This is a genomic window from Komagataeibacter saccharivorans, assembly GCF_004348195.1.
In the GTDB taxonomy this organism is placed as follows: Bacteria; Pseudomonadota; Alphaproteobacteria; order Acetobacterales; family Acetobacteraceae; genus Komagataeibacter; species Komagataeibacter saccharivorans.
On the sequence record NZ_CP036404.1, the window covers coordinates 1,495,963 to 1,511,468 of the forward strand.

The window sequence follows — 15,506 nt, forward strand, 5'->3', positions numbered from 1 at the left end:
CCCGGACGGGATGGCAGCGCCTGACAGCTTTATTCTGGATTTATCCCTATGCATATTCCGTCCCGCAAGCGGGGCGGCCTGACACGACGCCGTTTTGTCACGGGTCTTGGCGCAGGGGGGCTTGTCTCCGCCCTTCCCCGCCCGTCACACGCAGGCACGATGGCAGCCGGCATACCCCCGGCTACATCATGCGCGACGTGGAACCTGAGTGTTGGCCGCAACCGTATTGAAATCGACCGCAAGGTCCTGCATGCCCCGTGCATCGGTGGCAGCGTGCCCGCTCCCATCCTGCGCTGGCGGGAGGGCGATACGGTCGCCATCAACGTCACCAACACATTGCGCGATGAAGATACCTCCCTGCACTGGCATGGTATCCGCCTGCCCGCCAACATGGATGGCGTACCAGGACTGAGCTTTACCGGCATCCCGCCGGGGGAAACCTTCACCTACCGCTTCCCCGTAAGACAAAGCGGCACCTACTGGTACCACAGCCATTCCGGCATGCAGGAAGCGCAGGGCCTGTATGGGGCGATCGTGATTGATCCCGTGCAGCCGGACCCACATGCCTGCACCCGCGATTATGTCATCGTGCTGTCGGAATGGACTGATGTCCCGCCGACGGACATCATGAGCAATCTGAAAATGCAGGACGACTATTACGTATTCCGCCAGCGCACGGCCGCGTCCTTCCCGCGGGAGGCCCGTGCCGCGGGAAGCGCCATGGCTGCGCTGAAGGACCGCCTTGCGTGGTCACGCATGCGCATGGCCGCGACCGACATTTCAGATGTGACCGGCATCATCTACACCTACCTGCTGAACGGCCATGCGCCGGACATGAACTGGAGCGGCCTGTTCCGTCCCGGTGAACGGGTGCGCCTGCGTTTTATCAACAGTTCGTCCATGACCTTCTTCGATGTGCGCATACCGGGTCTGGAAATGCTGGTGGTGCAGGCGGATGGCAATGCGGTCGAACCCGTGCCGGTCGATGAATTCCGTATTGGCGTGGCCGAGACGTATGATGTCATTGTCCAGCCGAAAGACAGCCGTGCCTACACGATCTTTGCCCAGAGCGAGGACCGCACGGGCTACGCGCGCGGCACGCTCGCCCCGCAGCCGGGCATGCGCGGCACCGTGCCGCCAATGGACCCGCGCCCTGTCCGCACCATGATCGATATGGGCATGGGGGACATGAAGCCCGGCGGTTCCATGAAAGGCATGGACATGTCCGACATGAAAAAAGACGACGACATGGCCGATATGGACGGCATGGACATGTCATCCATGGACCATATGAACGCCCCGCACATGGAGGTGGATGACCCCGGACCGCCGCCCCTGAACGTGGAAAACCAGAACGTCGCCAGAATGCCGGCAGACCGTCTGGCCAGCCCCGGTGACGGGCTGGAACATAACGGGCGTCGCGTCCTGAATTACACGCAGCTTCGCGCCACACGACCGGGAACCGATCCACGCCCCCCGTCGCGCGAAATCATCATGCACCTGACCGGTAACATGGAACGCTACATATGGGGGTTCAACGGACGGAAGTTTTCTGAATCTGGTCCGATCCGCCTGAAGCTGGGTGAGCGCGTGCGCTTTACCCTCATCAACGACACGATGATGGAACACCCCATCCATCTGCACGGATTATGGAGCGAACTGGAAAACGGTCAGGACGAATACCGCCCCTACAAACACACCATCATTTCCCAGCCGGGGTCGCGGCTGAGTTATCTGGTCACGGCGGATGTGCCGGGCATGTGGGCCTATCACTGCCACCTCATGCTGCATATGGAGATGGGCATGTTCCGCACGGTCATCGTGTCATGAACCATATCCTGCGCGCCGTGACCTTCATGCTTTCGGTCCTGCCCATACCCGCGCTGGCGCAGGCTGTTACCGGCACGACCTACCACGCCGCCGATGCCGCAACATCCACCCCGGTTGTCTATCTGGGCGGGATGAAGCCGGTAATGGATCAGGCCAGCTATTTCCATGGCATTCTTGATGAATTCGAAGGACGTTACGCCCCCGGCGGGTCGGATTTCCGCTGGGATGGGGAAGCGTGGTACGGCACGGATTACAACAGGGTATGGCTGAAATCCGAAGGCACGCTGGAACGCGGCAGGCTGGGCGATGGCGACCATGAACTGCTCTACAGCCGGGCCATTTCGCCCTATTTCAATGTCCAGACCGGAGTGCGCGCCGATATTGATGACGGCCCGACACGCACATGGGGCGCACTGGGCGTGCAGGGACTGGCACTGTATGAATTCGAATTTCAGGCTACCGCCTATGTCAGTGACCGGGGCCGGTTTGCAACCCGTATCGAAGGGTCATACGACTTTCTGCTGACCAATCGCCTGATCCTGCAGCCACAGGCGGAATTCAACCTGTACACCAAGTCCGATCCAGCCCGTCAGGTCGGCGCCGGTCTGTCCGATGTCGATGCGGGGCTACGCCTGCGTTACGAGATATGGCGGAAATTCGCGCCTTACGTGGCCGTTACCTATGACGGTTATCTTACGCAGGCCCGCCGGATCGTACATGACCAGCATGGAGATAGCGGATCACTTCGTTTCAGCTTCGGTATACGAAGCTGGTTCTGACCGGGCGCAGGGAAGTCGTTTGAGATTTACGCAGGTGGTGAGACGATATGGGCAGGCACCCTGCCGCCCAGACAGTCCATGATCTGGTGCGCGCACATCATGGCCATGCGGATCAGGGCTTCTTCCGTCGTCGCACCCATATGGGGGGTGAGGGTCATGCCCGGGCAGGAAAGGGCCGCTTCATCTGGCAGCGGAGGTTCCTGCGGCAGGACATCAAGGGCCGCTGCCCCCAGCCGCCCCGCCTTCAGCATTTCAGTCAGTGCGCGCGTATCAATGGCGCTACCCCGGCTTGTATTGACAATAATGGCATGACCGGGAAGCAGTTCCAGATGCTTCGCGTCCAGAAGTGGCTGGCCGGAAGCTGATGCCGGACGGTGCAGGGAAAGCACATCCGCCTGCACCAGCAGGTCCTCGATACACGCAACGCGCACCACATCATGGGCTGCAAAAACATCATCGGGCACGCTGGGGGACCACGCCGCGACCTTCATGCCCAGACCGTGGCCCGCAATCTGCGCGACATGACGGGCAATCGCCCCGAACCCGACCAGGGCCAGGGTCTTGCGATGCAGTTCCGTTCCCGCCCCTTCGTAACGGAAACCCCAGTTTCCCTGCCGGACGGCCGCATCGGCTGGGCATATCCGCCGCGCACCCGCCAGCATGAGGGCGATGGTCATTTCAGCAACGGAGCGGCTGTTCGCATCAACCGCACGGGTGACGGGAATACCCCGCCTGGCTGCTGCCGCCACTGCTATCCTGTTGGTGCCCGAACCATGGCATGCGATGATACGCAGCGCCGGGGCCGCCGCCACCGCTTCGGCGCTGAAACCAAGGTCACGGGTTATGACCGCCTCGGCATCTCCGACCTCCGCAATGACGGCTTCCATCGTGGGCATGGTGGCAAAACGCGTCCGGAGTCCCTGTTCATGCAGGAACCGCACCGCTTCGGGGTGAATGGGTTGCGTTATGAAGCAGGTGCTCATGATGCCATTTCCACGTCGGGTATAAAATCAGGGTGCCAGTGCATATTACGGGGCCGGTGCCACAGGGCACCGCCCGCCCCCGGTTTCAGGGCCTGCTGGCGCGCTGACGCAACAGGTGTTCCAGCAGCCTTACGCCATACAGGAAGTCATCGAACTCCATGCTTTCGTCCGGGTTATGGCTGCCGTTTTCATTGCGCACGAACAGCATTTCCGTGGGAATGCCCTGCCCCGCGAATGTTGCGGCGTCATGTCCCGCGCCGCTGGCCATCGACACGACCGGGATGTTCATGCTGGCGGCAAGTTTTTCCGCTTCAGCCTGCAACCCCGCATCCATGATGGCCGGGGTACTGCGCGTGCGCGGTCCCAGATCGACGGTTACGTTAAAGTCGCTCTCGACACGCCGGGCCTGTTCGATAACCAGTCCGTTCATCCGTTCAAGCAGGTCCTCATTACGCGAACGGATGTCGATGACCAGCTCCAGCCTGCCCGGCACGGCGGCGAAGTTGGCCTGCGCGGGATCGGTCTGGCACACGCCAAAGGTCAGGGTCATTTCTTCCCCTTCCGCCTCAACCTGCCGCCATGCCTCATGCAGGGCCATCATCATGCTGGCCCCGGCCATGACGGAATCGGAACGGAAGCGCCGCGGCGTGGCGCCAGAATGGGCGTACTGCCCATGAATGACGGCGGAACGATAGCGCGTGCTGCCGCATATACCGGTCACGATCCCCACCGGAACATCCGCTTCCAGCAGAACCGGACCCTGTTCGATATGCAGTTCTACAAAACAGTCGATATCCGCCGCATTCAGCACGGACGCCCTGCCGCACAGTTCGGGCTGAGCGCCACAGGCAAGCATGTGTTCACGCAGGCTGGTCCCGTCATCGCTGCGTGGTGTATCCAGCAACGCGGGGTCAAGCAGGCCAAAGGCCGTCCGGCTGCCCAGATAGGAAATGGGAAACCAGACACTCTCCTCCGCCCGGGTGACAATAAGCGTCGTGTCCCGCTCGGGCCGGTAGCCAGCCCTTGCCCATGCACACAGCACCAGCAGCCCCGCCACGGCACCCGCCGCGCCATCAAAATTACCACCGCACGGAACGGTATCCGCGTGGGAGCCGGTCATGACGGCAGGCAGGCTGCGGTTCTGGCCCGGAATGGTGATGAACAGGTTCGCAGCCCAGTCCCGGCGGACCTCAAGGCCATGTTCCCATGCCACGCTTTCGAACAGGGCGTGGGCGCGGTTCTCCCCTTCCCCATACGACGGGCGCGTCATGCCCCGTCCGTCAAAACCGATTTCGTGCAGTCGTGCGAAGACCCGCTGCCCCAGAGCGGCGTCCAGAACCGGCGCGGGACATTGGGTGGACATGAGGGAACTGGCCATAACGGGGTCCTTACTGCTTGGTGAAAAGCTGGGTCATGTCCGCGAACGCCTTGAACTCCAGCGCATTGCCCGCAGGGTCGCAGAAAAACATGGTGGCCTGTTCACCGGGCAGACCGGCGAAACGGATGGTCGGCTCCATGCCGAATGCGATGTCGTGGGCACGCAGCCGGTCGGCCAGTGCTTTCCAGTCATCCATGTCCAGCACGACACCAAAATGCGGGATGGGCACATTATGCCCGTCCACCGCCCCGCTGCCTTTTCCTGCGGCGGAATGGCAGGCATCGGGGATCAGGTGCGTTACAACCTGATGGCCATACAGGTCGAAATCGATCCACGTATCCGTGCTGCGCCCTTCCGGGCACCCCAGAACGGTTCCGTAAAACGCCCGGGCGGCATCCAGATCATCGACAGGGAAGGCAATATGGAAGGGATTAGCCATGAATACACCACAAAGTTACAAATAACGTATTCATATCATGCGGTTTTTTGGCGCAATAACATGAATATATGACTTCACACGCAAGAAAATGTTTCTGTTTACGCCTTATCGACGCAGAAGATTTTCAGCTCCGTTCCAGAACCAGCTTTTCCCCTTCGCGGCGGAAATGGGTGCCGTAAGGACGACACAGATCCTCGAAACGGGTGAGGATGTGCTGCGCCTCATCCCCCGTCGCCAGGAACGGCAGCCCGCGACGGTGGGCGGAGCGCCCCAGCCCGAGGGAGACGGGATGGATTTCCATGGACGCAAGATTGCCGTTCCCATCGAATTCACACACGGGCAGCAGCGTTTCCCAGAAACGCCGATCGGCAGGAAAGCCCTTCGTATCGTTAAGGGTCCGGGTCTTGTACACCTGATGCGGTGTCACGTCGGTATCCACCTTGTAGAAGGTATAGGAATCTTCAGGCAGCATATCGACCAGTTCATTCTGGCCAATAAAGTTGCCAAGGCTGTAGAAAATCGGCTTTCCCTTGTACAACTCCATCCCCTTGAGCAGATGCTGGCCGTGGCACACCACGATATCAGCCCCCTGATCGATGACTTCACGTGCAAAGGTTTCCAGAAACGCACCCGGCTTTTCCCAGCTTATATTCCCGTCTTCGTCATAACCCACTTCGTGGGTATGCACGCTTACGATCACCACATCGGAAACGACACGCGCCTCGCGCACCCAGCGTCCGATTTCTTCCACATCGCGGGTATTGGGCGTGGTCAGGATGCGCGTCTGCGGCCCTTCGACAAAACGGGTGCCATCCAGTGTCAGCGTGCCTTCGGGCGCGGGATAGCCAAAGCCCAGCTTGATCTGTTCTTCCTTGATCTTTTCCAGACCAAGACCGGTGGAAACGCTGCGCAGCATGGCCAGTTCTTCAGGCCGCACCTGATAGGTGGTGGTGAAATGCAGCGGATTGAGACCGGGGCGCCCCTGCATGCTGCGTGTCTGATCGGCAGCCTCCTGCCCGCGCGCAAAAGTGGAGCAGCACGACAGCATCGAAACCGTACCCCTGGTATGGCTGTAATAGGCGGGGCGACGCGCCTCCTCCAGTGTCAGTCCGACACCGGCATACAGGAGTTCGCGCTTCCTGAGTTCCTCGATTGCAATCCTCAGGCCGGAAATACTGTAATCAAGACAGTGGTTGGTCGCCGCCGCGAACAGGTCGAAACCGGCGGTGCGCAGTTCGTCCAGAATCCACGGATGCGCACTGAAATGCGACCCGCCATGATCCAGCGCCGGATCACCCTGATAATCACTGGGCATGATCTCAAGATTGGTGAACGAGGCATCACATTCACGGATCATGTCGAACAGTGGCGCGCATACCGGGTCCACATCCGTATTCAACCGTCGCAGCACGATGCTGTCACCCGTAAGGCAGACTTTCATTTCTGTTTCTTTCAGCAGGAATTAGACAATTTCGGCAGGCATGTCAGAGCGGACATCGCCCCGCGTAAGGGTCCGGGTGACAGACCACAGGATGGCCGCACCAAGGGCAACCGTAATCCCCATGCACACCATGCCGGCGGACAGGGTTCCCGTAAGGGTGGTCAGCTTGCCCACGGCCATGGGGCTGATAAAACCGCCCCACAGCCCGATGGCATTGATCAGGGCGAAACCGCCGGTCGCGGCACTGCCCTGGAATACATTGGCGGCCAGCGCCCAGAACACGACGTAGGAGGCATAGATGCCCGCCGTCGCACCAGCCAGAATGACAAGCTGGAGCGCAAAGACATTCGGCACGACCGTTGTCAGCACAAAGCACGCACTGGCCAGCAGGGCCGGGGCATAGCAGTGGAAACTGCGTTCCTTCTTCCTGTCAGAACGCGCGCTCCAGTACGCCATGGAGGCGACGGACACGACATACGGAAAGGACGAATACAGCCCCACCGCCATGGGCGAATGCACCCCGGCTTCATGAATGAGGGATGGCAGCCAGAAATTGAGCATGTACATGCCTGCCATCAGGGCGAAGAACCCCAGCGACAGAAGATAGATCGCCGGATCGCGGATCACGGCGGAAAAGGCGACATGCCGCACGTTGCGCCGGACACTCCAGCCTTCGATGATCTGGCGTTCCCCCGCGGAAAGCCATTTTGCATCCATCGGCGTGCGGGGCAGGACAAACACGATGACGATGCCCAGCAGGACGGAAGGCAGCCCTTCCATCACGAACATCCACCGCCAGCCCGCCAGACCGCCGACCTGATCGAAATGCGACAGCAGCCATCCCGATACGGGACCAATCAGGATTCCGGCCAGCGGCAGGGAAAGCTGGTGCCAGAAAATGACGCCCGACATCCGGTTTTCAGGATACCAGCGCGCCAGATAATAAGTGCAGGTGGGCGCAAACCCGGCTTCAAATACCCCCAGCAGGAAGCGCAGGATATAGAAACTCTCGCGGCTATGGATAAAGCCGGTCGCCGCCGAGGTCATGCCCCACAGCACCATGATACGGGCAAATGTCCGCGGTGCGCCGACCTTCGACGCCCACAGGCTTATGGGAATTTCGAACAGCACCAGACCGATAAAGAAAATACCGGCAGCAAATCCGAACTGCGTCGCATCCAGCCCCACATCGTGCGAGATATGGGTCCGGGCAAAGCCCAGATTTGTCCGGTCTATGCTGTCCATCAGGTAGATCACGATAATCCACGACATGATGCGCCAGTTGAGACGATGATACAGTCTTGTCTGGATATCTTTCATTGTCCCACCCCATCGTGCCGCCTGTCCGCACCGGGGCGCGGACAGAGGACCTGTTTCAAATGATGCAGAAGTATTCCGGTCAGAAATTGTAGGCGAAACGCCCGCCGACAAAGCGCGGCTGTCCGGAAATACCCATGTTCACCGTTGTCGCCAGCGTGCGGCTGACAATGTAGTCACGGTTGAGAATGTTCGTGGCATAGGCCGTGACCGACCACGGCCCCCTGACCGGCTTGAACGTCACGCTGCCGTTCATCAGGAAGTAGGACGGCAGCAGATAGGCCCCGGTGCCACGCGGCACGGTATCCTGCGCGCCACGGTAGGAATAATCGCCTTCCATCGTAACGGTATATTTGCCGAATACAGGCCGCGTTTCGTAGGAAACGGTTCCGTTCAGGGTCAGCTTGGGAATACCCATATCCGCGCCGTTATAGCTGTCCGTAAAGGACTTCCACGTGCCGGTGCGCGCGTAATAGGCGCTGACCGCCTGAACATTCAGCACCTGGAAATCATCATAGGTGCCGCGCTGGTAGCCAACATTCTGCGACAGTGTCAGGCCACGGACGGGATGGGCGCTGATCGACAGTTCCGTGCCGAAAATATGCGAACGCGGCACGTTTACATAGGAACCGACCGTGCCCCAGTTGGGAACCAGAATATACGAGAAATACTGCTGGTCATGATAGGAATCCCAGAACGCGGCACCATTGATGCGCAGGCGGTGATTGAAGAATTCGCTCTTGAAGCCCACTTCGTAAGCCATCAGCCATTCGGGCTTGAAGCCTGCGGCCTGCTGTTCGGTCAGCGTCGTATTGGCCGTAAAGCCACCGGGCTTCACGCCACGACGGATATCGGCATACAGCATTACGTTGGGCTGGACCTGATAGTTGATCCCGACCTTGCCCGAAAACTGGTTTGTCAGCGTGCCATGATTGCCAAAGACCTGACTGTAGGTCCGGGCCAGCGTCACGGGATTGTAGCGGTAGACGGCGTCATCCAGGAACTGGCGGTCGTCGGTCTGGTGTTCCAGCCCGAAGGTAAGGCGCAGCTTGTGCGTCAGGCTGTAGGTCAGGTTCACGAACTGCGCGAAATCCTGCTGTGGCTGAACGTGCGCACTGTTCTGGAAATAGTACTTTCCCGAACGGTCGGTATAGTCGAACCAGTTTTCGCCCGATGCGCGCACGCGGTTGTAATACATGCCCGTCACCCACTGCAGACGGTCATCCAGCACCCGGCCTGACAGGCGTATTTCCTGTGAAAACACATTCGTGCTGCCCGTCAGGTAACTGTCACCCGAACGGTACGCTTCCGCATCGCGGTCGATGTATTCGTGGCGCTGCTGCTGCTGGAAGGACGATATGGTGGTCAGTCTGGCCCAGCCCAGATCCCGCTCCATATCCAGGTTGATGCCCCACTGCATGTCGTTATAGGACGGCTTGCTGTTGGGCGAGATCCCCAGAATTTTGGCGTATTGCGGGTTCAGGCTCCACCCCGTGGCATAGATATCGCGATCGCGCGGCAGGATGTTGCTGTTATCGCCAAGAATGAAGCCCGCATCCGCTTCGGATGAATCCTGCGACCAGTTACCCGTCAGCTTGATGTTCGTTTTGTCATCCGGCTGCCAGGCCAGCTTGGCACGCAGCGCACCTTCATTGGCGCGCCCCAGCGATTCCCCATTGACGCGGTTGTAACGGAACGCGCCACCTTCGAGCATCTGCCCCGCGATGCGGAACTGCAGCCGCTTCGTGATGGGCCCCGATACATAGAAGTTGGTCTTGCTGCGTGCGTAGCTGGCGATATCCTCTGACACGCCATAATGCAGGGTTTTGGTCGGATCATTGGTGGTGATCCGGACTTCGCCCCCGGTATCGGCTATGCCATGCTCGAAACCGACCGGGCCGGGGTCCACGCCAACTGACGCCACATCGAACATCTGCCCCGAGCTCATGGCCGTGATGGTGTAGGGCACGCCATCAAAATACGTCATGACGGATGACATGTTGTTCTGGGTATAATCCTGCATGCCGATACCGCGCAGGTAATAATCCGGCACGTTGGAACCACCCTCCGTCTGGATGGTCAGGTTGGGCACCAGATTCTGGATATCCTCGACGGTCGTGACGTGATGCGTCACCAGTTCTTCGGCGGTCAGGTTGGTGGTATTGCCTGCCCGGTGCTGGTCCGCGCTGAAGGGGCGGCGCGTGCGGGTAACACTGATCACTTCGGGGGCCGCGTGGTGGTCATGGGCCTGCGGGGTTGATGCGGCATGATGCGCAACGACTGGCGTCCTGCGCTGTTTTTCATCCGTTACGGTTGCAGCCAGCGCGACACCCGCGGGCAGGCCACCCGTATAGACGGACAACATCAGGAAACTGCGAAAGGCATGCCCCATGACGGATTTGTGTCGCATATGCTGGACCGCAAACATTCTGAACTCCTGCTCCATATCACCGACCGGGGCGACCAGATCGGAACCACTATGTTGCATATTCAGAACATAACTTTTCAGCGACAAATAGCTATTAGTTCTTGGTTCAAAAGATATTAAAACTATGCAATAACATTTTCATATACCCTGCAACCCGCAAAAATCTGCTAAATATCAATAATCAGACCCTTTTTCTTCCCTCCCAAACCATCATAAAAACCTTCTTTTCAGCCCCAATGTCGCATAAGCTCGCATGGCCATCCACCTGATTTACATTATTATAAAGTAACATTCAGGCTGCGCAGGCAGCCCTCCTTTCCCCTTCTGCGGATCATGCCCCATGGAAATGCGTAACCTCGAAGATATCGGCACTCATGTGGATGCGCTCGCCCCCGCCGCCATCGCGCTGGGGGATGCCGTGTGGGATACGCCTGAACTCTGTTACGAGGAACGGCGCTCCTGCGAGCTGCATACCGCGATGCTGCACGAACAGGGATTTACCGTGACACCGCATGTCGCTGGCATTCCCACCGCCGTAATGGGTGAAAGCGGAACAGCAGGCCCCGTTATCGCCTTTCTGGGTGAATATGACGCCCTGCCCGGCCTTGCGGCACAGGCTGGTATCTGTCGCCCTGTCACGACATCTGCCAACGGCCATGGATGCGGGCATAACCTGCTGGGGGCGGCATCGCTTCTTGCCGCCGCAGCCGTTGCGCGGTGGCTGCGCGCCAGCGGGATGCCGGGGCGGGTACGATATTACGGCTGCCCGGCGGAAGAAGGCGGGGCGGGCAAGGGCTTCATGGTCCGGGCAGGGGCCTTCAAGGATGTGGATGCCGCCATTTCGTGGCATCCGACCGCCTTTTGCGGTGTATTACCGCCTTCGTCCCTTGCAAACATGCGCATGGACTTCACCTTCAGTGGTCGTTCCGCGCATGCCGCAGCCAGCCCGCATCTGGGCCGTTCGGCCCTTGATGCGGTTGAACTCATGAATGTTGGCGTGAATTACCTGCGCGAACACATGCTGCCCACGTCGCGTATCCATTATGCCTATGTCGATGCAGGCGGCAGTGCGCCCAATGTTGTCCAGTCCCGGGCCGTGGTGCGCTATTCCGTGCGGACGGAAGCACTGGCGGACCTGTCCCCCCTGACCGAACGGGTAAAGCAGGTAGCCGAGGGCGCCGCCCTGATGACGGGAACAACCGTTACCAGCCATGTGACTGCGGGCGTGGCCAATCTTCTGCCCTGCCCGCCGCTGGAAAAAATCCTGCATGAAAGCTTCATGGAAATCGGACCGCCCCGTTTCAGCGACGCGGACAATATTTTTGCCAGGGAAATTCAGGCAACCCTTTCGTCTGATGAAATTGACGCAGCCTTTCGCCAGATTGGCCGCCGCCGCCGCGATATTGCCCTGACCGATTTCATCCTGCCATCCGATGGGATATTTTCCCTCGGTTCAACAGATGTCGGCGATGTCAGTTGGACAGTCCCGACCGTGCAGGCGCTGGGGGCCACCTGCGCCATCGGCACGCCGCTCCATTCATGGCAGATGACGGCGCAGGGCAAATCGTCCATCGCGCATACGGGAATGATCCATGTCGCCCGGGCGATGGCGCTTACGGCAACACAGCTTTTCCTGTCACCCGAACTGTTGGCGCAGGCACGCGAAGACCATGCCGCCCGCCTTGCTGAACAGCCCTATACGTGCCCTATTCCCCCCGATACGCATCCGCCCGTTCAGGCCAGCTTGCAGGACTGACGCCGCCTGTTCCCATAACTCAGGGCGTGCGCCCGCTACCGGAAGGAAAGATACCGCCCATGGATACGCGTTTTCTGGAAAGCTTTCTTGCCATAGTGGAACGGGGTTCCATAGCGGATGCGGCACGCCATCTGGGACTGACCCCCGCTGCGGTTGCCCAACGCATCAAGGCGCTGGAAGATGAAATCAGGCAGCCGCTTCTGGTCCGCGCGGGACGCAGCGTCACGCCAACGGCGGCGGGGCTGGGCATTATTGAAAAAAACCGCCTGCTTATACGCGGCGTGGAAGACCTGAAGGCCATCGCAACACATAACGAGTTCGCGGGTGAACTGAAAATCGGCGCGATCTCGACCGCGATGACCGGCATCCTGCCTTTCATGCTGCGACAGTTCTTTGTGGATTACCCCAAAATCGACCTGCACGTGACACCGGGACAATCCATAAAGCTGTATCATGATGTGGTTGAAGGTCAGCTTGACGGGGCGCTGATTGTGGAACCGCCCTTTTCCATTCCGAAAACCTGCGGCTGGAAAAGGCTGCTGTCGGAACCGCTGATCGTGCTGGTGCCCGAAAGCTGCACGGAAACGAACCCGTTAAAGATCCTGAAGGAAAACATGTTCCTTCGCTATGACCGGACCCAGTGGGGCGGCAGGGTGGCGGATGCGTTCCTGCGCGAAAACCGGATTTTCCCGACCCAGCAGCTTGAACTGGATTCCCTTGAAGCCATTGCCCTGATGGTAAGCGAGAAGGTTGGCGTATCGCTGGTGCCGGACTGGCTGCCGCCCTGGCCCGAAGGGCTAAAAATCCGGAAGGTGCCCGTGTCCACGCCCCCACTCCTGCGTCATATCGGCATCCTGTGGCAGCACGCATCCCCGCATGCGACGCTCATCCGGCAGATGGAACCCCTGCTGCAATCCCGAAAAACATAAGCAACAGGCCGCCTGCGGGCAGATGTAAATGCCAGCCAATACTTTGCAGCACGCTGGACAGACGCAACCTTCCGATATTTTTCTGATACAGTAATAGAGAATCAATCCATGGATACCCGCTTCCTCGAAAGTTTCCTGATTGTGGTTGAACAGGGATCCATCGCTGGCGCGGCGCGACAGTTGCGCCTGACACCCGCCACCGTGGCGCAACGTATCCGCACGCTGGAAGATGAAATCGGCTGCGCACTGGTCCAGCGTGAAGGACGCTCCGTCCACCCGACCGAAAACGGGCTGGCCATCCTTGAACAGAGCCGCGCTGTGATAACCAGCATTCAGGAACTGCGCACCATCGCCACCAGCGATACCCCGGTGGGCAAACTGAAGCTGGGCGCAATATCCAGTGCGGCGAACGGGTTGCTGCCGCCTTACCTCAAACGGTTTTTCGAATGCTACCCCGGCGTCGAACTGCACATCACGCCGGGTTCATCATCCGTGCTGCACAATGCTGTTCTGGACGGGATTATTGACGCGGCCTTTATTGTTGAGCCGCCGTTCGATATTTCAGCAACCTGTGTATGGCAGACGCTGCGTTCCGAACCGCTGGTTGTCATCACTTCGGAAAGTGTCACCGATACGGACCCGCATGCGATCCTACGGCATAATCCGTTCATCCGTTATGACCGTAACCAGTGGGGCGGGCGGTTGGCTGACGAATATCTACGCCGTAACGGGATATGGCCCCATGAACGTCTGGAACTGGACTCCCTTGATGCCATCGCCATCATCGTCAATCAGGGCACTGGCGTATCCCTTGTACCGGACTGGGCGCTGCCCTGGCCTGATGGGGTGCATCTGAAAAAAATCGCGCTTCCTGCGCCTGCTCCGTGCCGGAACCTCGGTTTCCTGTCCCAGCGCAACGCCCCGCGACGCCGCCTGATCAACCGGTTGCTGGAAATCCTGCAGGCCCCCCTTCCTGTCGCGCAGAACATCGTGGCGCACAACGCGTAGGCCGGGGCGCAGAGTGTGGCATCCCGAACGTGTCACCTTTTCGCGCAACCATGAACATACCCTCTGGCGCCATTGCTACAGTGCGCCCGAACGATATGTCCCGATCCGGGTCGACCAGCGCATCAATTCGGGCGTGGCCAGCACAGATTGTCAATCTGCTGGCGGAAATCTGTTTCCAGACCGACTTTCCAGACCTGTGCCACAAAATCCGAAGGCGGATGTTCGCTCAGCCTTACCAGACCGATTGACCCCGGTGAAAAACCGGCAAGCCGCCGCATCTGCAGCAGTCCGGTTGGGGGCACGCGCAGGGGAAAGGAAGAAAGCGGCAGTATGGTTGCCAGTGCGCCAGACATTATCCGGGCATGGATCAGTTCAAGTGACGCGGTTTCCAGCCGAATGATGGGGACCACCCCCGCTGTCTGGAATCCAATATCCACCAGTTGCCGGCAACGCATGCCCTTGCTCAGTAGCGCAAGCGGAAATGTGGCAGCTTCTTCCCAACTGATTTCATCCTGACAAGGAAAAACGTAAGCCGACGTTCCTGCAAGAACCTGCTGTTCCGTATAAAGCGCCCTTACCATGAAGGCCTGCGCCTGCGGACACTGATCATAATACATGATCCCGATATCCAGTTGTTTACTGGCCAGTTTCCCGATTATTTCCGCATTGGGCAGAACAGAGACATCACAGGAAAAATCCCCGATCTTTTCCTTTATCGCGTCCATCAGGACCGGGACGATATGCACCGCAGTCGGGATTACGCCAATCTTGATGGCTCCGGCAATATCCTCTTTCGACAGGGAAATTTCATTACGCATCTCCGCAACGTTACGCAGGATGTCATTTGCCCATTTCATGACACGCGCGCCTTCCGCCGTCAGACCGAAGACCTTCTTCCTGCGATCAACAATAGTGACCCCGAGTTCATGTTCCAGTTGCCGGATTGCACGCGAAAGCGCGGGCTGCGAGACGTTGCACACATCCGCGGCCTTTGAAAAGCTGCGAAGCCTGTCGATCTCACGAAGGTAATAAAGCTGCTTTAAAAACACATTCCCCCCAGACAATAACCGTACTTTATCAAACCCGTTTTACAGATCCCGTCGCGCATGCCCGATGTGACGTCTTTCTTCCCTTAAACAATGACACGGGGTGTGCATTTTCTGAAATCCGGCACGAAACACTGGCATTTTCCATACGCAAGGCGTTTTCCCTCCGGAC

At 59.1% G+C, this 15,506-nt stretch carries 12 protein-coding genes; 5 read left to right on the plus strand and 7 right to left on the minus strand.

Features of this window, described 5'->3' with window-relative positions:
- Positions 1 to 48: 48 nt before the first annotated feature.
- Positions 49 to 1,830 carry a copper resistance system multicopper oxidase gene (locus tag KSAC_RS06830; protein WP_102323073.1) on the plus strand — a complete coding sequence of 594 codons (1,782 nt, stop codon included), beginning with the start codon at positions 49 to 51 and terminating at the stop codon, positions 1,828 to 1,830.
- A 26-nt stretch (positions 1,831 to 1,856) separates the two neighbouring features.
- Positions 1,857 to 2,609: a copper resistance protein B gene (locus KSAC_RS06835; RefSeq protein ID WP_243705360.1), complete on the plus strand. Its 753-nt coding sequence runs from the start codon at positions 1,857 to 1,859 to the stop codon at positions 2,607 to 2,609.
- 26 nt (positions 2,610 to 2,635) lie between these two features.
- On the opposite strand, the gene KSAC_RS06840 is transcribed toward KSAC_RS06835, so the two are convergent.
- From KSAC_RS06840 to KSAC_RS06865, 6 genes are all read right to left on the minus strand, one after another.
- Positions 2,636 to 3,592 (minus strand): NAD(P)-dependent oxidoreductase, encoded by a 957-nt coding sequence (locus tag KSAC_RS06840; RefSeq protein ID WP_132304834.1) that lies wholly within the window; start codon positions 3,590 to 3,592, stop codon positions 2,636 to 2,638.
- 85 nt (positions 3,593 to 3,677) lie between these two features.
- Positions 3,678 to 4,970: a Zn-dependent hydrolase gene (locus tag KSAC_RS06845; RefSeq protein WP_207918778.1), complete on the minus strand. Its 1,293-nt coding sequence runs from the start codon at positions 4,968 to 4,970 to the stop codon at positions 3,678 to 3,680.
- A 10-nt stretch (positions 4,971 to 4,980) separates the two neighbouring features.
- Positions 4,981 to 5,409 (minus strand): VOC family protein, encoded by a 429-nt coding sequence (locus tag KSAC_RS06850; RefSeq protein WP_102323070.1) that lies wholly within the window; start codon positions 5,407 to 5,409, stop codon positions 4,981 to 4,983.
- Between the two features lie 124 nt (positions 5,410 to 5,533).
- The gene (locus tag KSAC_RS06855) at positions 5,534 to 6,850 is read right to left on the minus strand and encodes a CapA family protein (protein ID WP_110546699.1); all 1,317 of its coding nucleotides are present in this window, start codon (positions 6,848 to 6,850) and stop codon (positions 5,534 to 5,536) included.
- Between the two features lie 21 nt (positions 6,851 to 6,871).
- A complete protein-coding gene (locus KSAC_RS06860; protein WP_102323068.1) occupies positions 6,872 to 8,170 on the minus strand; it encodes an MFS transporter in 1,299 nt (432 codons plus the stop codon).
- A gap of 79 nt (positions 8,171 to 8,249) precedes the next feature.
- Positions 8,250 to 10,577, minus strand: coding sequence for a TonB-dependent receptor (locus KSAC_RS06865; RefSeq protein ID WP_165927296.1), 2,328 nt, complete (start codon positions 10,575 to 10,577; stop codon positions 8,250 to 8,252).
- A gap of 358 nt (positions 10,578 to 10,935) precedes the next feature.
- Here KSAC_RS06865 and KSAC_RS06870 point away from each other — a divergent pair, with 358 nt between their 5' ends.
- The 3 genes from KSAC_RS06870 (at position 10,936) to KSAC_RS06880 (ending at position 14,288) form a co-directional block, all read left to right on the plus strand.
- Positions 10,936 to 12,351: an amidohydrolase gene (locus KSAC_RS06870; protein WP_341812859.1), complete on the plus strand. Its 1,416-nt coding sequence runs from the start codon at positions 10,936 to 10,938 to the stop codon at positions 12,349 to 12,351.
- A 59-nt stretch (positions 12,352 to 12,410) separates the two neighbouring features.
- The gene (locus tag KSAC_RS06875) at positions 12,411 to 13,280 is read left to right on the plus strand and encodes a LysR family transcriptional regulator (RefSeq protein ID WP_132304838.1); all 870 of its coding nucleotides are present in this window, start codon (positions 12,411 to 12,413) and stop codon (positions 13,278 to 13,280) included.
- 108 nt (positions 13,281 to 13,388) lie between these two features.
- Complete coding sequence (locus KSAC_RS06880; protein ID WP_132304840.1) at positions 13,389 to 14,288, plus strand: LysR family transcriptional regulator; 900 nt, start codon at positions 13,389 to 13,391, stop codon at positions 14,286 to 14,288.
- Between the two features lie 122 nt (positions 14,289 to 14,410).
- Here KSAC_RS06880 and KSAC_RS06885 read toward each other — a convergent pair whose 3' ends face one another.
- The gene (locus KSAC_RS06885) at positions 14,411 to 15,337 is read right to left on the minus strand and encodes a LysR family transcriptional regulator (RefSeq protein WP_132304842.1); all 927 of its coding nucleotides are present in this window, start codon (positions 15,335 to 15,337) and stop codon (positions 14,411 to 14,413) included.
- Positions 15,338 to 15,506: the final 169 nt, after the last annotated feature.

Coding starts and splice junctions, on each gene's coding strand:
- KSAC_RS06845 (WP_207918778.1), bottom strand. CDS start 4,970: ATGGCCAGTTCCCTCATGTCCACCCAATGTCCCGCGCCGGTTCTGGAC.
- KSAC_RS06840 (WP_132304834.1), bottom strand. CDS start 3,592: ATGAGCACCTGCTTCATAACGCAACCCATTCACCCCGAAGCGGTGCGG.
- KSAC_RS06875 (WP_132304838.1), top strand. CDS start 12,411: ATGGATACGCGTTTTCTGGAAAGCTTTCTTGCCATAGTGGAACGGGGT.
- KSAC_RS06850 (WP_102323070.1), bottom strand. CDS start 5,409: ATGGCTAATCCCTTCCATATTGCCTTCCCTGTCGATGATCTGGATGCC.
- KSAC_RS06860 (WP_102323068.1), bottom strand. CDS start 8,170: ATGAAAGATATCCAGACAAGACTGTATCATCGTCTCAACTGGCGCATC.
- KSAC_RS06880 (WP_132304840.1), top strand. CDS start 13,389: ATGGATACCCGCTTCCTCGAAAGTTTCCTGATTGTGGTTGAACAGGGA.
- KSAC_RS06835 (WP_243705360.1), top strand. CDS start 1,857: ATGCTTTCGGTCCTGCCCATACCCGCGCTGGCGCAGGCTGTTACCGGC.
- KSAC_RS06870 (WP_341812859.1), top strand. CDS start 10,936: ATGGAAATGCGTAACCTCGAAGATATCGGCACTCATGTGGATGCGCTC.
- KSAC_RS06830 (WP_102323073.1), top strand. CDS start 49: ATGCATATTCCGTCCCGCAAGCGGGGCGGCCTGACACGACGCCGTTTT.
- KSAC_RS06865 (WP_165927296.1), bottom strand. CDS start 10,577: ATGCGACACAAATCCGTCATGGGGCATGCCTTTCGCAGTTTCCTGATG.
- KSAC_RS06855 (WP_110546699.1), bottom strand. CDS start 6,850: ATGAAAGTCTGCCTTACGGGTGACAGCATCGTGCTGCGACGGTTGAAT.